The following is a 20,075-nucleotide window of genomic DNA, read 5'->3' on the forward strand; positions in this document are numbered from 1 at the left end:
TTCTGTCTCTTCGGTGGCTTAACTCTTACAGGTGTGAAGCTTATATGGGGCCCATGAGTTCCATTCCCCGCCTATTCGTGAGCCTGCCCTTGTCAGCGGGCAACCACATCCAGCTTGATGACAGCCAGGGAAAGTACCTGACCCGTGTCATGCGGCTTAATGATGGAGCAATCGTTCGTCTCTTCAACGGCAAGGACGGCGAATGGCAGGCTCGTCTTGAGCTGGGGAGTGGCAAGAAGGTCTTTGTCGTCCCTGACGAACAGACACGCCAACAGGTGGCCGCGCCAGACCTCACTCTTCTGTTCGCGCCCCTGAAAAAAACCCGGACCGATTTCGTCGTGGAGAAAGCCTGCGAACTGGGGGTGCAACATATTCAGCCTGTCATGACTGAGCGCACACAATCCAGCCGAGTGCGATCGGACCGGCTTCAATCGGTCGTGATCGAGGCGGCCGAACAGACAGAACGCATGGACGTGCCGGTCGTGGCCGATGATGTGCCACTGCTCAAGGCGCTCGACGCCTGGGACCCGTCGCGACCGCTGTATTACTGCGACGAGGCAGGTGAGGCCCATCCGATGGCGCAGACCCTGGCCGAGACAGAGTATGGCCCAGCAGGCATCCTGATCGGACCGGAGGGCGGCTTTTCCGAGCAGGAAAGAGCGAAAATACGCAGTCTGCCATTTGTCGTCCCGGTCACGCTGGGGCCACGTATCCTGCGAGCTGAGACAGCTGCCGTCGCTGCGCTCACACTCTGGCAATCAATGGTTGGCGACTGGAGAGAACGTCCCTATCTGCCTGACACGCGGATCGCTTAGGGGCGGAGAATAGATATGACGACTCCAACGTCAGACATTGATGAGAGCGCACCGCGCATTCAGTCAAAATCGGAAATGGTCGAGTGGTTCGAACAGGGCAGCACGCCGAAAGCGGACTGGAAGATCGGCACGGAACACGAAAAGTTCGGCTTCATTCGCAAGGGCCTGAAGCCGCTGCCTTATGATGGTGACATTTCGGTGAAGGCGATGCTTGAAGGCTTGCGTGACCGGTTTGGCTGGGAGCCAATCGAAGAGGGCGGCCATCTCATCGGGCTGAAGAAAGACGGCGCCAGTGTCAGTCTCGAGCCCGGTGGCCAGTTTGAACTCTCTGGCGCACCGCTGGAGCACATCCACCAGACCTGTAATGAGGTTGGCGATCATTTGCGCGAAGTTCGTGAAATCGCCGATCCGCTGGGCATTGGCTTTCTCGGTATGGGGTCGTCTCCTCTCTGGAGTATGGACGAAACCCCTATGATGCCGAAAGGCCGCTACAAGATCATGCGGGACTATATGCAGAAGGTCGGGCGGCTCGGCCGGGAGATGATGTTCCGCACATGCACCGTGCAGGCAAATTTCGACTATTCGTCCGAAGCTGACATGGTGAAGAAGCTGCGCGTGTCGCTTGCACTGCAGCCGCTGGGGACGGCACTGTTTGCCAATTCGCCCTTCACAGAGGGCCGGACCAACGGTTTCCAGTCATACCGTTCTCACATCTGGACCGACACGGACCCGGATCGCTCGGGCATGCTGCCTTTCATGTTCGAGGATGGCGCGGGCTTTGAACGCTATGTCGACTATGCGCTTGATGTGCCGATGTATTTTGTTCGCCGCGGCGGGAAGTATCTCAATGCGAGTGGGCTCAGCTTTCGGGATTTCCTGAAGGGTGAATTGTCGATTCTTCCGGGCGAGAAGCCTGCGATGGACGATTTTGTTGATCACCTGTCGACACTTTTTCCGGAAGTGAGACTGAAGCGCTTTCTGGAGATGCGCGGCTCGGACTCCGGCCCGTGGAGCCGCCTTTGTGCTTTTTCGGCCCTCTGGACTGGCATTCTGTATGACCAGTCCTCGCTCGATGCCGCGTGGGATCTCGTCAAGGACTGGACCGCTGCCGAGCGTGAAGCCATGCGCCAGTCAGTTCGTACGCTTGGCCTTCGGACGCCCGTTCCTGGACGCCGGACGATGCAGGATCTTGCGGTCGACGCTCTGGCGATCAGCCGCTCCGGCCTCAAGGCGCGGGCCAAGCCGAATACGGCGGGCGACAATGAGACTGGTTTCCTCGCCGAACTGGACGAAATCGCTGAAAGCGGGCTGACGCCATCAGACCGCCTGCTGCAGCTCTATCATGGCGAATGGGGCGGGCGGGTAGAACCGGTCTTCGAAACGCTCGCCTATTAGCGGGTATTTGCGCCCTCAACCGGGAAAATGGCACAAAGTTGCTTGAGCAACGCGAAATCGCGTGTTGAAAGTATGGCCGTTCGGGATTCGGCGTGACGCGCAGGTCCGTTTCAGGGAAGGGCATTTCATGGGCATTGCACTCTTTGCGATTCTGGTGGCGCTGCCGCCGATCGTCTTCACGATGTGGCAGCTTCGCAAGCATCCAAAAGGGCTTTACATCCTGTTCTTTGCAGAGATGTGGGAGCGGTTCTCCTATTACGGGATGCGCGCCCTGCTCATCTTCTACCTGACCTGGCACTTCCTGTTCGAGAGCAGTTTCTCGCTGACGCTTTACGGCGCCTATGTTGCGCTCGTCTATCTCGGGCCTCTTCTCGGCGGCTGGCTTGCGGACAAGTATATCGGCTTTCGCAAGGCCGTGACGTTTGGTGCGATCCTGCTCGTGGCGGGGCACGGGCTGATGGGCCTTCATGGCCCCGCGGCCACCGAAACGCTGACAGTTGACGGGACCGTTTACGAGCTGGAGAGGCCGGAATACAGTGAGGCGCGCGAACGCTTCATCGTGATCGACGATCAGGAGATCGCTATCGATTCCTTCGTGCAGCCGGAGGAAGGGTCCACGACACGCGAGGTCACCTTTACCCAGAATGGCGAAGAAACGGTGCTCATTGGCACGTTGGAAGAAGACCGCAATCCGTTCTTCGCGACCATTCTTTTTGCCGCGCTGGCCCTCATCGTTGCGGGTGTCGGATTTCTGAAACCCAATATTTCGACCTGTGTCGGTGCCCTCTATGACACCGGCGACCGGCGCCGCGATTCCGGCTTCACCCTGTATTACATGGGAATCAATCTCGGTTCCTTCCTCTCGGGTATTTTCTGCGCGCTGGCAGCGGCCCAGTTTGGCTGGTGGGCAGGCTTTGGCCTCGCCGCTGTTGGCATGCTGGCAGGCCTGATCGTCTTTGTGTGGGGGCAAGGCTGGCTTGAAGGCCGCGCAGATCCACCTGCCGGCGTCGACCTGAAGACCCCCGTCTTCGCAGGCCTCAACCGCGAATGGCTGGTCTATGCGGCCGGCCTTGGGTTTGCGCTCGCAGCGTTCTTCCTGCTGCAGATCGCGAGCATCATGACGCTGGCCATGCATGGCGTGTTCGCCATCGTGACGCTCGGCATCATCATCTACATGCTCACCAAGCTGGAGGACGACACCCGGAACGCCATGATCGGCCTCCTGATCCTGACGGTTTCTTCAGTACTGTTCTGGGCGCTATTTGACCAAGGGCCAACCTCGCTCAACCTGTTTGCTGCCGCGCATGTGGACAATCAGGTCATGGGCTCGCCATTCCCGGCGCCGGTACTTCAATCCGCAAACCCGCTCTACATCATGTACTTCGCTCCCCTGATTGCCGTCCTTTGGACGTGGCTAGGCAATCGCGGAATGGAACCCAACAGCTTCATCAAGTTTGGCCTTGCCATGGTGCAGATCGGCGCGGGCTTCTTCGTGCTGAACCTTGGCATCCAGACCGCGGTACCGGACGCGGATGGCATGTTGCGGATTTCGGTCCTCTTCATCATGCTGATGTATCTGCTGCACACGACGGGCGAGATCTTCCTGTCACCCGTTGGCCTCTCGGCGGTGACCAAACTCTCCGCCAAGCAGATTGTCGGCTTCATGATGGGCTACTGGTTCCTGGCTTCGTCCTATGCGAATGTCATCGCTGCGGCAGTCGCCCAGCAGACGCAGGTGCCAGAAGGCGCGCCGCCCGAGGAGAGCCTTGCAGCCTATAATGCGGTGTATCTGCAACTCGGCAGTGCAGCCGTAGCGCTGGGGATCGTGCTGTTGGTTGCGAGCCCCTGGCTACGTAAGCTCACGCGTCATGCTGAGGGAATCAACGGCAATGGCATCAAAGAGAAGCGGGCGGAGGTCGATGCGGCCGGCGCGACCCTGGAGCGAAATCTCGACTAGGGGTAAGGCCGTACTGGCAGGTCGGCGTCGATCCAGCCTTCCGTGCCGGCCACGCCGCCCGCAACGCTTGTGACGTTTTCAAACCCGGCAGCAAGGAGAACATCGCGCGCTTGTGCCGACCGGTTCCCTGTCCTGCAAATAAGCGCGATGCGCTTGGACTTGTCGCCGCGAGCAATCTTCTCGATGCGGGCGACGAACGCGTCGTCATCCAGAGAGATGGTGTGAGCCGTTACGGGAACCCCCGTCTGCGCCCATTCTTCCGGTGTGCGTACATCGATCAGAAGTCCGTCAGCCTTGCGCACCATCAGGTCGGCGCGCGGAACGGGCATTTCAGCGGGCAGTCCTTGCGCCACTGCACCTGCCGACAGGCATAGTGTGCCTGCAGTTATCAGGATGGCGCGCGCGGTCAGTCGGAAACGCTTCATGCGTTCATGATACCACATTCGTCGACGCTCACCATGTTGTCGTTCCAGCTGGCAGCAGGTGCGCGACCTAACCGGCACCACCGACGGTCAGCGAATCGACCTTCAGCGTCGGTTGCCCAACACCGACTGGCACGGATTGTCCGGCCTTGCCGCAGGTCCCCACGCCATCATCCATCGCGAAATCGTCACCAATCATCGAGACCTTGTTCAGCGCTGTGGGGCCGTGTCCGATCAGGGTCGCGTTTTTTACGGGGGCAATCACCTTGCCATTCTCGACTAGATAAGCCTCGGTACACTGGAACACGAAATTGCCGGATGTAATGTCGACCTGACCGCCGCCAAAATCGACCGCCCAGATGCCACGTTTGATGGAACTGACGATCTCTTCCGGATCGTCCTTGCCACCGAGCATCACGGTGTTGGTCATGCGCGGCATGACGGTTGCGTCATAGGATTCGCGGCGGCCATTGCCGGTGGGCGTCATTCCCATCAGGCGGGCATTCTGGCGATCCTGCATGTAGCCTTTCAGGATACCGTCCTCGATGAGGACCGTTTTCTGTGTCGGCGTCCCTTCGTCATCGAAGGACAGGGAGCCTCGACGCGCCTCAATCGTGCCATCGTCAATGACTGTCACGCCCCTGGCGGCAACCTGTTCACCAATCCTGCCGGCATAGACGCTGGTCTGCTTGCGATTGAAATCGCCTTCAAGACCATGTCCCACCGCTTCATGAAGCAGGACGGCTGGCCAGCCCGGGCCGAGAACGACTTCCATTTCACCGGCGGGGGCAGGGATTGATTCGAGATTGATCTCCGCTTTGCGAAGCGCGCGCTCGGCAAGTGCCTTCCAGCGTTCCGGCCTGATCCATTCGGCATACTCGGCGCGGCCACCGGCGCCGGCAGATGCCGATTCGCGACGGCCATCCTTTTCTAGTGTTACCGATATGTTGAGGCGCACCAGCGGGCGTACATCGTGAAACGCATCGCCGGCCGGGCGCAGCACGTCAATTTCTTCGTGAATGCCCGCCAGCGAAACCGAGACCTGTACCACTTTCGGGTCTTTCGCCCGCACCCAGGCGTCTATTTCCGCGAGCAGGTCCGTCTTGACCGTGAAACCGGGGGCTTCGGTGGGATCAATCGGCGCATAAAGCCTGCGGTTTACCGGTTGCGGCCCAATATCGAGATTGCCTTTGTAGCCACGCTTTGCGGCTGACGCAGTCGAAGCAGCGCGGCGGATGGCATCAATGGTCAGTTCGCCGGAATGGGCGTTGCCGCTGGTCTCACCGGCGATCACGCGCAGGCCAAAGCCCTGGCTGGTATCAAATGCTGCCGACTTCAGGCGACCGTCATCGAAGAGAAAGCTCTCCGAGCGCGATTGTTGAACATAGATGTCGCCATCATCGGCGCCATCGCAGGCTTCCGCCAGCAAGGCCGTCGCCTCGTTGCGGTCAAAGGGAAGTTCAGTGTGATCCATCCCGTTAGAATGAGCACTCTGCAGGGCCCCTGCAAGCGCTCATCCGAAAGAATCACCGCGGATTACTGCTTAACGCTGAACCGGCTCAGCTGACGCTCGGCAAGTTCCCATCCAGGCTTGAGCTCAAGCGCCTTCTGGAAGTCGTAATAGGCGCCGCTGACATCGCCGGTGTTTTCGCGGGCAATTGCCCGGTTGTAGTAAGCGGCGAAGATGTCCACCGAATCAAGTTCAATGGCACGGTTAAGCGGCGGCAATGCTGCCTCGAAATCCTTGCGATAGATATGAGCGGCACCTTCATTCAGATAGGCGGCTCCCAGTTCGGGCTTGAGATCGACCGCGCGAGAATAGTCGCTCAACGCGCCGTCAAACTCTCCTTCGCGCATACGGATCACGCCGCGATTTACATAGGTCGCCGCGCGATTGTCGCGGCTCATGGTTTCCTCGCGCAAGGCACGCGAACAGGTTTCTTCCGCAAGGCGGAAAACATAGTTTCCGCTCTTGGCTTCATCGAAGCATTCCTTGGCCAATCCACCGCCAACCACGAAGACCTGGGCTGATGCGGTTGCCGCAAACAAGATGGCTGCGACTGCCATGCTGCCAAGCCGATATGTCGACATTGATACCTCCAATTTTGTTGTAGGTTGCAATATACTCCTTTTCGCCAATGAAGCGAACGGGCTGCGACATATTTGATATGACTGACGGCTTGGGTGGACGGGCGTTTAGAGTGTAGTTATGGCAGGGCTCAAAGTTTTACCAAGGAGTCGGGCTGTGCGTTTTCTGATCGCTCTTCTTTCGATTTTGCCATTTGGCGCGACAGCGCTGGCTGCTCAACCAGAACCTGGCGCGATTAATTTCCAGCCAGCTGCGACACGGATCGCTGAGCGTATTCACAATTTCCATTTCGGCGTGCTGGTCATTATCACCATTATCACGTTGTTCGTGCTGGCGCTGCTGATCTGGGTTTGCCTGCGCTACAACAAGCGGGCCAATCCGGTGGCGCACAAGTTCAGCCACAATACGGTTGTCGAGATTGTCTGGACCGTCGTGCCCGTGATCATTCTGGTTGTCATTGCCGGTCCTTCCTTCTCGAACCTTTTCTATCAGGAAAACGAGCCGGACCTTGAGGCGATCGCGGCAGTGGAAGATGCCAATCCGAACCTCTATCCGGAAGCGGCCAGTGAAGGCTGGATCACTGTGAAGGCACAGGGAAACCAGTGGAACTGGACCTATTCCTTCCCGGATGAGCTTGATAGCGGCGGATACCCTGTCGAATTCGTGTCCAACCCGCTTCAGCGCGGCCTCAGCTCAGACCGCGGCACCGAAGCCAATGGGCCTCGCAACCTTGCAACCGACTATCCGCTCGTGCTGCCTGTCAACCGTTATATCCGTTATCAGACCGCTGCGTCGGACGTGATCCACTCCTGGACCGTTCCCGCGTTTGGCGTGAAGACTGATGCTGTGCCGGGCCGCCTCAACGAAGGCTGGTTCCTCGTGGAGGAGACGGGAACCTATTACGGCCAGTGCTCGGAACTCTGCGGCAAGGATCACGCATTCATGCCGATCGAGGTTCGCGTCGTCGAGGCCGACCAGTACGAGGCCTGGATCGAGAGTCTCAAAGCCGGCGAGGATTTTGATGCCGCGTTCGACGCCATCCGCCCCGCCATCACTGCTTCAATTGAAGAGCCGACGGACGCAGCCCTGCGCCTCGCCCAGGCCCAATAGGATTTCAGAGGGATATCTGACATGCCAATGGATCAAGTCTCAGTCGCCCATGATGATCACGCCCATGATCACAAGCCGGGCTTCTTCACACGCTGGTTCCTTTCAACCAACCACAAGGATATCGGGACGCTCTATCTCGTCTTCGCGCTGTGCGCCGGTATTGTTGGCTATACGCTGTCGGGTCTGATCCGTTGGGAACTTGCCCAACCGGGTATCGGTCCGCTCACCGGCATCATGGAGATGTTCGGCTATCAGGGCGATCAGGCGATTGAGCATGCCAAGCACTTCTACAATGTCGTGATCACCTATCACGGCCTGATCATGATCTTCTTCATGGTCATGCCGGCCCTCATAGGTGGTTTCGGTAACTGGTTTGTTCCGCTGATGATCGGCGCGCCTGACATGGCGTTCCCGCGCATGAACAATATCTCCTTCTGGCTCACCGTTGCGGCGTTCATCATGGCGTGTATCTCCATGTTGGTGCCAGGCACAGGCCAGTTCCTGGGCTTTGGTGGTGGCTGGGTGCTCTATCCTCCGCTTTCGAGCGCGACGGGTCACCCCGGACCGTCCATGGACCTCCTAATCCTGTCGCTTCATACGGCAGGTATTGCGTCCATCCTCGGTGCCATCAACTTCATCGTGACCATACTCAACATGCGCGCCCCGGGCATGACCATTCACAAGATGCCGCTCTTTGCGTGGTCTGTGCTGGTGACGGCTGTCCTGCTTCTGCTGGCGCTGCCGGTACTGGCAGGTGCACTGACCATGCTGCTGACCGACCGTAACTTCGGGTCGCAATTCTTCGACCCGTCCGGCGGCGGTGACCCGATCATGTTCCAGCACCTGTTCTGGTTCTTCGGTCACCCGGAAGTCTACATCATGATCCTGCCGGCCTTCGGCATCATCTCGCACATCGTGTCGACCTTCTCGAAAAAGCCGATCTTCGGCTATCTCGGCATGGCCTATGCCATGGTGTCCATTGGTGCGATTGGCTTCATCGTGTGGGCTCACCACATGTACACCGTCGGCATGCCGTCTGACATGAAGGCCTACTTCGTGGCGGCCACCATGGTCATCGCTGTGCCAACCGGTATCAAGATCTTCTCATGGATTGCGACCATGTGGGGCGGTTCGATCGATTTCGAAGTCCCGATGGTCTGGGCCATCGGCTTCATCTTCCTGTTCACCGTGGGCGGCGTGACGGGCGTCGTTCTGGCGAATGCCGGTATCGACCACGCGCTTCACGACACCTATTACGTCGTCGCGCACTTCCACTACGTGCTCTCGCTCGGCGCTGTGTTCGGCCTGTTTGCTGGCTGGTACTACTGGTTTGAGAAGATGTTCGGCGTGAAGTACAACAAGACGATCGGGTATGCGCACTTCTGGACGATGTTTGTCGGCTCGAACCTGCTCTTCTTCCCGCAGCACTTCCTCGGCCTTGATGGCATGCCACGCCGCTATATCGACTATGCTGACGGCTACGCGACCTGGCACTTCTGGTCTTCGATGGGCTATGCAGTGACCCTGGTGGCAACGGCGATCTTCTTTGTTGGCATGATCGAGGCGGCCATTCGCCGTCGCAAGGCTGCGGCCAATCCTTGGGGCGAGGGGGCGACCACGCTGGAATGGACGCTGCCTTCACCGCCGCCATTCCACCAGTTCAATGAACTGCCGGAAGTCAAGCCGGACAGCCACCACTAAGGTCCGCGCTACGAATCGTATTTCGGGGGCGGCCCTCACGTTGAGCACGTGACGGGCCGTTTCCACTCCAAAACCTGGAAATGGACATGGCACATTCAGAGACAGCAGACATGATTCAGCACACCCGGCGCCATGCGACGGCGGCTGACTATGTGCAGCTCATGAAGCCACGCATCATGATGCTGGTCGTGTTCACGGCTGTTGCCGGTCTTGTAGCCGCGCAAAGCGTTTCGGGCGCCTCCATGAACCCGATTATGGCCGTCATCGCGACGCTAGCTGTGGCACTCGGGTCGGGCGCCGCCGGGGCCATCAACATGTGGTATGACGCCGACATCGACGCGGTCATGACCCGCACGTCGACCCGGCCCATTCCATCTGGCGCTGTTCCTCGCGAAGAGGCGCTGGCCATGGGCCTGATCATGTCAGGCGTTTCTGTCCTGATGATGTGGCTGGCTTCAAACGCACTGGCTGCGCTGCTGCTCGCAGGCTCAATCGCCTATTATGGCTGGTTCTACACCATGCTGCTGAAGCGCCGGACGCCTCAGAACATCGTCATCGGCGGTGGGGCAGGGGCGTTTCCGCCTGTCATTGGCTGGGCTGCTGTCACCGGGAGCGCACCACTTGATGCATGGATCCTGTTTGCCATCATCTTCATGTGGACGCCGCCGCATTTCTGGGCGCTGTCGCTTCTGGCACACAAGGAATATGCGAAGGCGAATGTCCCCATGCTGCCTGTCGCTCGCGGCGCAAAGGCGACCCGTAACCAGATCATGATTTATTCCGTTCTGCTTGCGCCTCTTGGCCTGGTCCCGGTTGTCACCGGGCTTGGCGGAATGCTCTATGGCGTGACCGCTGCCCTGTTCGGCGCCGCATTCCTTCTTCTCGCCTTCAAGGTTTGGCGCAGCGAGGCGGGCGATGGCGATGCTCCAGCAGCGGATCTGAAGAAGGCGAAAGGGCTGTTTGCCTTCTCCATTCTCTATCTTTTCGTCCTGTTCGCGATGCTCATCGTTGAACATGGATTTGCTGCCTATTTACCGGTGACACTGGTCTGATGAACGAAACGGGTGATCATCCTTCCGCGAATGCAGGGCAGGCCGAAGAACGGGCGCGCCTCGCCGCTCAGAAGAAGCGCAATATGTGGCTCGCGCTCGCCTTGTTTGCCTTCGTGGTCATTGTCGGCGTCACCACAGTCATACGGCTCGGCGACGCGGACCTCAGCAAGGATGGCGGTGTTTACTGGCGCAACGATCCGCAACCGCGCGAGCAGGCACCGATGCCCGAGCTGCCATCCGACAATGATGCAGACAGCGAGGAGGGGCCGGTTTGAACAATCGCATGATTGCTGTCGGCCTCGGCGTTGTCGTCCTCGCGATGCTTGGGCTCGCCTTCGCCTCGAAGCCGCTCTACGATACTTTCTGCCGCGTGACTGGTTTTGGCGGCACCACCCAGATCGCCGAGGAAGCGCCAGCGGCAATCATTGACCGTGCGCTCACGGTGAGATTCGACGCGAATGTCATGAACGCGCCAGTTCTTTTTCGCCCATTGCAGACGTCAATGCAGATCAATCTCGGTGAGCATGGGCTCGCATTCTACGAGGTCACGAACACGTCGGACCACGACGTCAGCCTGATGGCCTCCTACAATGTGACCCCCCACAAGGCCGGATTGTATTTCAGCAAGCTGGAATGCTTCTGCTTTGAAGAGCGTATCATTCAGGCCGGAGAGACGAAAAAGCTTCCGATCGTCTACTTTATCGATCCGGCGCTTGATGAAGAGCGCAACATGCAGGATGTGCGCACCATCACGCTCTCCTATACGTTTTATGAGACTGACAGTTTTGAGGGTGCGGCGAATTCAGCCGCGCTCAATTGAACTGTTGCGACACTTGTGCGGCGCAGGCTAAAAGCGCCAGAAATGAAGACTCGAGGGGTTATGGCCAATGGCTCATGATGAAGTGAAACACGATTATCACCTGGTGAATCCATCGCCATGGCCCTTGCTTGGCTCGATGGCCATGGTTGTGCTGGCGATCGGCGCAGTCACTTACATGAAAGGCCTCTTCGGCATGCCGGAAGGCACCTGGTGGCTGCTCGCAGTCGGCTTCGCTGCAGTCATCTACGTGATGTTCGGCTGGTGGCGCGAAGTCATCAAGGAAAGCCGCGGCGGCGACCACACACCTGTTGTCCAGATTGGCCTTCGCTATGGCATGATCCTCTTCATCGCATCCGAGATCATGTTCTTCGTGGCGTGGTTCTGGAGCTTCTTTGAATTCTCAATTTTCCACGGCGCGCGCGTTGGCGGCACATTCGATGCGACCAACCCGCTTTACGCCGACGCGCTTCAGGCTGTTGGGGGACAATGGCCGCCTGCGGGTGTGGAAGTCTTTGATCCCTTCCACCTGCCGCTGATGAACACGCTGATCCTGCTTCTCTCCGGCACCACGGTAACGGCAGCGCACCACGCATTGCAGCATGACAATCGCAAATCGGCGATCTCCATGCTGGCCATCACGATCATCCTGGGTATCTGCTTTACCGGCCTCCAGGTCCTCGAATACCAGCATGCAGGCTTCAGCTATGACGGCACGATCTATGGTTCGGCCTTCTTCATGGCGACGGGCTTCCACGGCGCACACGTTGTCATCGGTACCATCTTCCTGACAGTCTGCCTGATCCGTCTGATGACGGGGGGCATGAGTGCCAAGAAGCATCTGGGCTTCGAGTTTGCGGCCTGGTACTGGCACTTTGTGGACGTGGTGTGGTTGTTCCTCTTCGCCTTTGTGTACGTCATTCCATATCTGGTGCTCGGACACTGATCTTGTCGTGACCCGTTCTATTTCTCCAATTTTAGCGGGGCTCGGTTGCCGATGCCCCGCATGTGGAGAAGGGCCAGTCTTCAAATCCTATCTTGGTCTGGCGCCGGCATGCACCGCATGCGGCGCTGACTTCTCCAATGCTGATGCAGGCGACGGACCCGCCTTTTTCGTGATGTTCCTGTTGGGCATTATCATCATGCCGCCAGTTTTACTTGTGCAGGCACTGTTCTCGCCGCCGGTATGGGTCCATGCGCTGATCTGGACGCCGGTCATTACATGCGTCGCTATTTTGTTGCTGCGTCCATTCAAGTCTCTGATGTTTGCCTTGCAGTGGACAAACAATGCGGAGGAAGCGCAGTGGGGTGGCCCCACCCAGACCGGCAGCCGATCCGAGCCATGACGTTCAGACCCATGCCTCTGCTTACGGTGCTGACCCTGATCAGCCTCGCTATCCTCGTCTGGCTCGGCAACTGGCAATACGGCCGCTATGTCGAGAAGAAGTCCAGTCCGCCCGAACAAGTAACGGAAAGCTTTGCCACTGTCCTCGTCCGCGTGGACCGCGATAATCCCGGCATGGCTCAACAGTTAAATGGGATTGTCGATGGAGAGGCCGTCTGGCGCCGCTATGTACCGGCGCGTGTCGAGGGCGTAGACGGTCTTGTCCTGGCGCTGGTTGATGCCACTTCAGGCGTGGCTCCGGTTCCGCTCGCGATTTCAGATGTCGAGGATTTCCAGCGTCGCTCCAATGTTTTCGTCCGAGCAGCCAAGACTGGTGGGATTGCGAGTTCGAATCAGCCGGAAAAAGACATCTGGTATCGCTTTGATGGGCCTTCCATGTTGCGACAGCTTGGCTATGAGCAGGCAGAGGTCAACGTGATCGAACCGGATCAGATTACGCTGAGGCTGGCCGAAGACTTGTCGAGAAGCCGCGTCACGACAAATCCGTACGCAACCGCCGAAGTCAGGGATCCGCTGCCGCCGGAGCGGCATTTTGGCTATGCGCTGACATGGTGGGGGATGGCCATTGCACTGCTAGGTGTGTATTTCGCGTTCCATCACGCTCAGAAGCGGCTGCGCTTCAAGGGGAATTAGATGAAGTTCATTTCGACTCGAGGCGAGGCTTCGGCCGTCGGCTTTGTGGATGCTTGCCTTGCTGGCCTTGCACCGGATGGCGGGCTGTACGTGCCCGAAGAATGGCCATCGATTGCGCCTGCCACCACAGAAGAAAGCTATGTGGATGTCGCGACGCGCGTCATCGCTGCCTTTGCGGACGGCGAGCTCTCTCTCGAAGTTATTCGCGGCATCTGTGCGCGGGCCTATGAAAGGTTCTCTCACCAGTCCGTCGCGCCGCTTGTTCAGACCGGTCCGAATGCATTCATGATGGAACTTCATCATGGACCAACACTGGCGTTCAAGGACGTCGCCATGCAGATGATTGCGCAACTGTTCGATCATGTCCTTGCTGAACGTGGTGAGCGAATGAGCGTCACCTGCGCGACTTCCGGCGATACGGGCGGCGCGGCCGCTGCGGCCTTTTCCGGTGCCGGGCATGTCGATCTTTTCATCCTTCATCCCTTCGAACGCATTTCTCCGGTGCAACGCCTTTTCATGACGACGACGGGCGCGCCGAATGTTCACAATCTGGCGCTCACCGATGATTTCGATGCCTGTCAGGCCATCGTGAAGGCGCTGTTTGCTGACCGGGATTATGTGCGTCAGACCAGCTTGTCTGGCGTCAATTCAATCAACTGGGCCCGCATTGCCGCCCAATCGGTCTATTATGCCACGGCGCAGGCCGCGCTGGGCTCGGATCGACCGCTAAGGTTTGTTGTGCCGAGCGGTAATATGGGGGACGCGCTGGCCGGATATGTTGCCGCCCGGTGTGGAATGCTGTCCGGCTTTGAAGGCGTTTGCGCGGTGAATGAGAACGACACGCTCAATGTCCTCTTCGAGCAAGGGCGGATGCGCCGTGAGCAGGCTGTTGCGACGCCGAGTCCGGCTATGGATATTTCAGTGCCGAGCAATTTCGAGCGTATCGCATTTGAAGTTTCTGGCCGTGACGCGAGCCTTATTCGTCAGGTTTACAACCAGTTCGCGCAAACAGGCGACGTGGATCTGCCAAGTCAGATCAAGGGCCCCCTTCGCTGTAGCGGTTTGTCATCCCAGTCGATTTCGAATGATACAACCATGACGGAAATGGCAACGGTGCTGGGTGAAACCGGCTGGCTGATCTGCCCGCATACCGCTGTCGGAACTGCCGTCGCGCGAAGCCTGCCGCCATCAGAATCAACGACGGTTGTCCTGTCGACCGCGCACGCGGCCAAATTCCCGGAGACCGTGGAGCAGGCGACCGGTCGAGACGCCCCCTTTCCGGATCGCGTCAAGGCGCTTGCTGGCCGTACCGAAGTGTTCGAGAAAATGGCCGCCGATCCGGGTGCTGTTCGAGAGTATATTCTTACACATCAGAGAACATGAAGACTCTCGCCAGTCGCGCCGTAAATCGCTAGGATTCGGCAGATGGGCAATCAATCGGACACGAGAGTCGGACGCTGGAGCTGGGATGCTGGCGCCCGGCGTCTTGAGATCGAGCCGCTTGCGCACTCCTCACTTGATGATCTCGGCGGGAGCTGGACCCTCGATTCGATAGGCGTCCTGCTGGATGGATTGAGCCGCAGCCGACTGGAAAGGGCGCTTGATCCATCGCGGCGCCATGATCCGCGTTTTGCCTGCGTTCTCGGACTTTCTAATGGTGGAGCGATCCGGCTTGTCGGCGAATTCGGAGCGCACGGTTCCGCAGGCGGAGACCTGATCCAGGAGATTGAGCCCGGATTGACGGCATCAGGGACTCCCGGACCGGGGCTGCAGGCTGTCTTCCAGCCAATTATTTCACTGTCGACCGGTGATATTGCTGGCTTTGAAGCGCTTGCCCGATGGGATGGAGAGGCGCCGCAGCATCATGTGGGGCACACGGGCATTGGTGATGCCGCGCTTGCTCCGAACATGCTGATCCGGGCGAGTGAAGCGCTCTCGCTGTGGCGCAAGGATGGCTTCGGCGAAAACCTGTTTGTCAATGTAAACCTGACCGGGCGTGATCTTGCGCGTGATGATCTGGCGGGTCTTGTTGATGCGCTGGTGACGGGACATGGATTCTCACCCGGACAGCTGCGGATCGAGATTACTGAACAGGCGGCCTTGCGGGACGCGGCTGAGGCCGTGCGTGTTGCCGCTGCGCTTAAGCAGGCGGGCGCTGGCGTCATCCTTGATGATTTCGGCTCTGGCCATTCTTCATTCTCATGGCTGGCCGCTCTGCCGGCGGACGGATTGAAGATCGATCCGGAGCTGACGCGGCAGATTGGCAATCCCAAGGTCGACACGATTCTTGAGACCGTCACTCTGCTTGCATCCAGGCTGGGTATGAACGCTACTGCGGAGGGGGTCGAGGATCTTGGCCAGATCAGTAGGCTCAAGGCCATCGGCTTCGATTTTGCGCAGGGATTTGCGTTTTCGCGGCCGATCAGTTCGGATGCGGCGCTCTCGCTTCTGGCGGGTTAATTCAGGCGTTTCCGCCGCCGGAGTGAAGGCGGGCCGCGTCGATGCCGAGCAGGTCCAGTGCATGTGCCCACTTCAGTGAATGCTGGTCACCATAAACAATGTCTGGCGCAGCATTTCCGATAATCCACGAATTTTCTGCGATCTCGTTTTCCAACTGCCCCGCGCCCCAGCCAGAATAGCCAAGTGCCATCACTGAATCGCGGGGAGCATCTTCCGATGCAATCGCTTCGAGAATGTCCCGGGTTGCAGTGAGGCAGACATCAGGGCTGACATCCATGGTGGCGCCGTCGCAGTGGAAATCGCCCGAATGGACAACAAAGCCCCTGTCCGTGCCGACAGGGCCGCCATTGAGGACGGCACGCTCAGGAACACGAATTTCCTGGTCGATGTCGAGTTGAGAGAGCAATTGTGGAAGGGTCAGGTCATCAATAGGCTTATTCACCACGATCCCCATCGCATAGTCAGGCTGATGGGCGCAGATGAGGACGAGCGAGCGGGCAAACCGGGGGTCTCCAATGCCCGGCATGGCAATCAAGAGCTTTCCAGTCAGATCCTCTGTCATAGACGAACGACACCTTTCTTACTGAGCAGGCTGACGCACCTCCGGATTATTGGCAAGCCTCGATTGATCGCAACCACTACAATGCCTAAGTAGCGAGCAGGAAATCAGGAGAAAATCATGACAATCAAAGTTGGCGACAAAATCCCGGAAGCCGTTCTCATGGAAATGACTGAAAATGGGCCGGAGCCGCGCAAGACAGCCGATATTTTCGGGGGCAAGACCGTCGCTCTCTTTGCCGTTCCGGGCGCGTTCACGCCAACCTGTTCGGCCAAGCACCTGCCAGGATTTGTCGAGAAATCCGAAGCGTTGCACGGCAAGGGCGTGGATGACATCGTCTGCACATCGGTCAACGACGTGTTCGTCATGAATGCCTGGGGCGAGTCAGCAAAAGCTGGTGGCAAGGTTCGCATGATGGCAGACGGAAATGCCAATTTTGCCAAGGCACTGGGGCTCGAGATGGACGCTAGCGGCTTTGGCATGGGAGAGCGCTCGAAACGCTATTCCATGTTGGTCAAGGATGGCGTTGTTGAACAGCTCAATGTCGAGGATGGCGGCGAGTTCAAAGTCTCCAGTGCGGATTATCTGCTCGGCCAGATTTGAGTCCCGCTTTTTCGCAAAGCAGTTTATGGGCGGCGTGTACCAGATCGGTGCACGCCGTTTTTTGTGGGCGGTTTTTATTGAAAAACGGCAAACTCGTACCGATCTAATCCATAGGTAGCAGGAGGGAAACACTATGGAGCCATCATTTGTCGTTGCGATTATCCTCGCAGTTGCTGGACTTGTCCTGCTGACGTCTGCGGTGAAGGTTGTCCCGCAGGGCTACAATTTTACTGTCGAGAATTTTGGCCGTTATACCAAGACATTGAGCCCGGGGCTTCATTTTATCGTTCCATTCTATCAGCGCGTCGGGCGCAAGATGAACATGATGGAGAGCGTGCTCGATATCCCCACCCAGGAAGTCATTACCAAGGACAATGCGATGGTGTCCTGTGACGCGGTGGTTTTCATCCAGGTCATTGACCCCGTTTCGGCGGCCTATGAAGTCAATAACCTCCAGAATGCCATCCAGAACCTGTCCCTCACAAATATCCGGACGGTGGTCGGCTCAATGGACCTCGACGAGGTGCTGTCGAATCGCGACGAGATCAATGCGCGCCTCTTGAGTGTTGTCGATGCCGCGACGAATCCGTGGGGCGTGAAAGTCACGCGGATCGAGATCGCAGACCTCACGCCGCCCGCAGACATTACAGAAGCCATGGCGCGTCAGATGAAGGCGGAACGTCTGAAGCGGGCCGAGATCCTCACGGCAGAAGGCGACAAGCAGTCGGCCATCCTGAAAGCCGAAGGATTGAAGCAATCCCAAATTCTCGAAGCTGAAGGGCGCAAGGAAGCCGCCTTTCGGGACGCTGAAGCGCGTGAACGCGAGGCGGAGGCTGAGGCGAAAGCAACTGCCATGGTTTCGGAAGCCATCGCGAAAGGCGACGTCAACGCAATCAATTACTTCCTTGGCCAGCAATACGTTACGGCGTTCGAAAAACTGGCAACGGCTCACAATCAGAAGACCGTCATCATTCCGGCTGAGTTCAGCTCCATCCTCGGGACGATTGAAGGCATTCGCGGCCTGGCTGACAATGCTGCGGCGACGCGTTCAGGCGGGGCTGTTCCACCGACGAGGCGGCGGGAGGACTAGTCATGGAAGGTTTCAATGAGTTGATCTGGCCGCTGACGGCCTGGCACTGGGTTGCGATTGGCCTGATCCTGCTCAGTATTGAGATGGCGGTCGGCACGTTTGATTTGCTCTGGATTGCAATAGCGGCGGGCATTACGGCCATCTTCGCCGCCATTGCGCCCGCTGGCCTTAGCGACTGGCAAGGGCAGCTGATCTTCTTTGCGATTGCCGCGACGGGCCTGCTCATCCTGGGTCGCACTGTTTTCGCAGGCATGCGGAAACTTGCCGGAGAACACCCCACGCTGAACAAGCGGATGGACCGCACGGTGGGGCAGCGCGGCGTTGTCATGGACGATTTCTCCGGAGGATCGGGCCGGGTAAAACTGGGCGATACCGAATGGTCCGCCGAGACGGTGGACGAGTCGAACCCGGCAGCAGGAACCAGCGTGATTGTCGAGGATACAGCCGGGAATGTCCTGCGGATAAAACCGGTCTGAGGACCGTCCAGATACCGTCCAAAAACAGTCCAGAAACAGTCCAGAAACCGTCTATCAGAAGAGCGAGCCCTGAGGTGGCTTCTCGGCGTCGGGTTTGGGTTTGGACTTCGGCTTCTCGGATTTCGGCGGTGACTTTGGCGCCGCCGCTTTCTTGCTGCCCGTCACGACTGCTTGCAGCGACCCTTTCGACAAGGTGATGCCGAGTTGCGCGTCATTGCTGACGCTGTCGGCCGCCTTCAGCACCTTGCCTGATGCGTCCTTCACGATAGCGAAGCCGCGATCAAGAGTCGCCTGATAGGAGAGTGTTTCGAGCAGTTTCGCTTCAGAGGAGAGCGCTGTGCGATTGCCTTCAATGATCCGCGAGAGGGCAGGGCGTGCGCGGACAGCCACGTCGATGAGCTTCTGCCGGTTGCGCCTGGTCTCCGCCTTCAGCGGCTCTGGCCGCAGCCGGGCACCCGCGCGCGTCAAGTGTATCTGTTTCGTCTTGATGGCGCTGGACAGGCCAGTGCGAAGGCCGGTCTCCAGATAGTCGACTGTCTGGCGCTTCTGGGCGATCAGTGTTGCGAGCCTCGGCAGGCGCGAAGCGCGAAGCCGGTCGCGATCATGCCGGACACGGCGAGCAAGGGCGCGCTTCAGGCTTTGCTCGCGGTCCTCGATAGCGATGAGAAGGTCCGAGTGGACCGGAACGGCGATCTCTGCGGCGCCGGTGGGCGTCGGCGCGCGCGCATCGGATACGTAATCGATGAGTGTAGTGTCTGTCTCATGACCGACGGCGGAGATGAGCGGGATCTCGCTTTCGAAAACCGCGCGCACGACGTTTTCCTCATTGAAGGGCCAGAGGTCCTCGATCGAGCCACCGCCGCGTCCGACGATCAGTACGTCGGGCCGGCCATCACCGGTCATGGAATTGAAGCCGCGAATACCAGCTTCGATCTGGGCAGCGGCATTGTCGCCCTGCACCAGGGCCGGCCAGAGAATCACGCGGACGGGGAAGCGCTCGCGTATGCGGTGCAGGATGTCGCGGATGACCGCGCCAGTCGGGCTTGTGACGACGCCAACCGTTCGCGGCAGGTAGGGGAGCGGTTTCTTGTGGCGCTCATCGAAGAGGCCCTCAGCGGCAAACTTCTTCTTGCGTTCTTCCAGCAGCGCCATCAGCGCGCCGGCGCCGGCCGGGCGCATGAAGTCCGCGATCATCTGATAATTCGAGCGCCCGGCATATATGGAGAGCCGACCCTCCGCGACCACTTCGAGGCCTTCTTCCGGCTTGAAAGGCAGGCGCTGGACCGATCCCTTCCACATCACTGTGTTGAGGACGGCCTTGTCGTCCTTGATGTCGGCATACATGTGGCCGGACCGGGCAATGGTCACGCGGCCGAGTTCGCCGCGCACGCGCACATGGTCGAAATTCGTTTCTATGGTCCGCTTAAGATTCGCAGCGAGTTCCGAGACAGAAAGCTCGGCAACGTTGGACGGCGCTTCTTCAGACATAAG

At 58.7% G+C, this 20,075-nt stretch carries 21 protein-coding genes; 16 read left to right on the top strand and 5 right to left on the bottom strand.

Annotated elements, in window-relative coordinates; translation table 11 throughout:
• Positions 1-53 precede the first annotated feature (53 nt).
• The 3 genes from B8746_RS10470 (at position 54) to B8746_RS10480 (ending at position 4,167) form a co-directional block, all read left to right on the top strand.
• The gene (locus tag B8746_RS10470; protein WP_188657372.1) at positions 54-815 is read left to right on the top strand and encodes a 16S rRNA (uracil(1498)-N(3))-methyltransferase; all 762 of its coding nucleotides are present in this window, start codon (positions 54-56) and stop codon (positions 813-815) included.
• 15 nt (positions 816-830) lie between these two features.
• Positions 831-2,210: a glutamate--cysteine ligase gene (locus B8746_RS10475; protein ID WP_084393631.1), complete on the top strand. Its 1,380-nt coding sequence runs from the start codon at positions 831-833 to the stop codon at positions 2,208-2,210.
• A gap of 127 nt (positions 2,211-2,337) precedes the next feature.
• Positions 2,338-4,167, top strand: a complete 1,830-nt coding sequence (locus B8746_RS10480) for a peptide MFS transporter (RefSeq protein WP_084393632.1) — start codon at positions 2,338-2,340, stop codon at positions 4,165-4,167.
• On the opposite strand, the gene B8746_RS10485 is transcribed toward B8746_RS10480, so the two are convergent.
• The 3 genes from B8746_RS10485 to B8746_RS10495 form a co-directional block, all read right to left on the bottom strand.
• The gene (locus tag B8746_RS10485; protein ID WP_158084600.1) at positions 4,164-4,592 is read right to left on the bottom strand and encodes a rhodanese-like domain-containing protein; all 429 of its coding nucleotides are present in this window, start codon (positions 4,590-4,592) and stop codon (positions 4,164-4,166) included. The two genes, B8746_RS10480 and B8746_RS10485, sit on opposite strands and share 4 nt — an antisense overlap.
• Before the next feature lie 67 nt (positions 4,593-4,659).
• A complete protein-coding gene (gene tldD / locus B8746_RS10490) occupies positions 4,660-6,063 on the bottom strand; it encodes a metalloprotease TldD (protein ID WP_084393634.1) in 1,404 nt (467 codons plus the stop codon).
• Positions 6,064-6,125: 62 nt separating this feature from the next.
• A complete protein-coding gene (locus tag B8746_RS10495) occupies positions 6,126-6,680 on the bottom strand; it encodes a tetratricopeptide repeat protein (protein WP_084393635.1) in 555 nt (184 codons plus the stop codon).
• A gap of 154 nt (positions 6,681-6,834) precedes the next feature.
• On the opposite strand from B8746_RS10495, the gene coxB reads away from it, so the two are divergent.
• The 10 genes from coxB (at position 6,835) to B8746_RS10545 (ending at position 15,856) form a co-directional block, all read left to right on the top strand.
• Positions 6,835-7,788, top strand: coding sequence for a cytochrome c oxidase subunit II (gene coxB, locus B8746_RS10500; RefSeq protein WP_084393636.1), 954 nt, complete (start codon positions 6,835-6,837; stop codon positions 7,786-7,788).
• A 27-nt stretch (positions 7,789-7,815) separates the two neighbouring features.
• Positions 7,816-9,489: a cytochrome c oxidase subunit I gene (gene ctaD, locus B8746_RS10505; RefSeq protein ID WP_084393637.1), complete on the top strand. Its 1,674-nt coding sequence runs from the start codon at positions 7,816-7,818 to the stop codon at positions 9,487-9,489.
• An 86-nt stretch (positions 9,490-9,575) separates the two neighbouring features.
• Positions 9,576-10,541, top strand: a complete 966-nt coding sequence (locus tag B8746_RS10510; protein ID WP_084394210.1) for a heme o synthase — start codon at positions 9,576-9,578, stop codon at positions 10,539-10,541.
• Positions 10,541-10,816 (top strand): hypothetical protein, encoded by a 276-nt coding sequence (locus B8746_RS10515; protein ID WP_084393638.1) that lies wholly within the window; start codon positions 10,541-10,543, stop codon positions 10,814-10,816. Before B8746_RS10510 ends, B8746_RS10515 begins: the two co-directional genes overlap by 1 nt.
• On the top strand, positions 10,813-11,361 hold the full coding sequence (locus B8746_RS10520; protein WP_084393639.1) for a cytochrome c oxidase assembly protein: 549 nt from the start codon (positions 10,813-10,815) through the stop codon (positions 11,359-11,361). The genes B8746_RS10515 and B8746_RS10520 overlap by 4 nt, the downstream gene beginning before the upstream one ends.
• 67 nt (positions 11,362-11,428) lie before the next feature.
• On the top strand, positions 11,429-12,304 hold the full coding sequence (locus tag B8746_RS10525) for a cytochrome c oxidase subunit 3 (RefSeq protein WP_084393640.1): 876 nt from the start codon (positions 11,429-11,431) through the stop codon (positions 12,302-12,304).
• Between the two features lie 7 nt (positions 12,305-12,311).
• Positions 12,312-12,704 (top strand): DUF983 domain-containing protein, encoded by a 393-nt coding sequence (locus tag B8746_RS10530; RefSeq protein ID WP_084393641.1) that lies wholly within the window; start codon positions 12,312-12,314, stop codon positions 12,702-12,704.
• 11 nt (positions 12,705-12,715) lie between these two features.
• Positions 12,716-13,396, top strand: a complete 681-nt coding sequence (locus B8746_RS10535; protein ID WP_158084601.1) for an SURF1 family cytochrome oxidase biogenesis protein — start codon at positions 12,716-12,718, stop codon at positions 13,394-13,396.
• Positions 13,397-14,779 carry a threonine synthase gene (thrC, locus tag B8746_RS10540; RefSeq protein ID WP_084393643.1) on the top strand — a complete coding sequence of 461 codons (1,383 nt, stop codon included), beginning with the start codon at positions 13,397-13,399 and terminating at the stop codon, positions 14,777-14,779.
• A gap of 42 nt (positions 14,780-14,821) precedes the next feature.
• Complete coding sequence (locus B8746_RS10545) at positions 14,822-15,856, top strand: EAL domain-containing protein (RefSeq protein ID WP_084393644.1); 1,035 nt, start codon at positions 14,822-14,824, stop codon at positions 15,854-15,856.
• 1 nt (position 15,857) lies between these two features.
• On the opposite strand, the gene B8746_RS10550 is transcribed toward B8746_RS10545, so the two are convergent.
• Positions 15,858-16,418 carry a YqgE/AlgH family protein gene (locus B8746_RS10550; protein ID WP_084393645.1) on the bottom strand — a complete coding sequence of 187 codons (561 nt, stop codon included), beginning with the start codon at positions 16,416-16,418 and terminating at the stop codon, positions 15,858-15,860.
• Positions 16,419-16,535: 117 nt separating this feature from the next.
• Between B8746_RS10550 and B8746_RS10555 the strand changes: the two genes are divergently transcribed.
• The 3 genes from B8746_RS10555 to B8746_RS10565 all read left to right on the top strand — a co-directional run bounded on the left by B8746_RS10555 (position 16,536) and on the right by B8746_RS10565 (position 18,584).
• The gene (locus tag B8746_RS10555; RefSeq protein WP_084393646.1) at positions 16,536-17,018 is read left to right on the top strand and encodes a peroxiredoxin; all 483 of its coding nucleotides are present in this window, start codon (positions 16,536-16,538) and stop codon (positions 17,016-17,018) included.
• A gap of 133 nt (positions 17,019-17,151) precedes the next feature.
• A complete protein-coding gene (locus tag B8746_RS10560; RefSeq protein ID WP_084393647.1) occupies positions 17,152-18,108 on the top strand; it encodes an SPFH domain-containing protein in 957 nt (318 codons plus the stop codon).
• A 2-nt stretch (positions 18,109-18,110) separates the two neighbouring features.
• Positions 18,111-18,584, top strand: a complete 474-nt coding sequence (locus B8746_RS10565; protein WP_084393648.1) for an NfeD family protein — start codon at positions 18,111-18,113, stop codon at positions 18,582-18,584.
• A 54-nt stretch (positions 18,585-18,638) separates the two neighbouring features.
• On the opposite strand, the gene xseA is transcribed toward B8746_RS10565, so the two are convergent.
• Positions 18,639-20,072, bottom strand: coding sequence for an exodeoxyribonuclease VII large subunit (gene xseA / locus B8746_RS10570; RefSeq protein ID WP_084393649.1), 1,434 nt, complete (start codon positions 20,070-20,072; stop codon positions 18,639-18,641).
• Positions 20,073-20,075: the final 3 nt, after the last annotated feature.

It is taken from the genome of Henriciella pelagia (assembly GCF_002088945.1).
In the GTDB taxonomy this organism is placed as follows: Bacteria; Pseudomonadota; Alphaproteobacteria; order Caulobacterales; family Hyphomonadaceae; genus Henriciella; species Henriciella pelagia.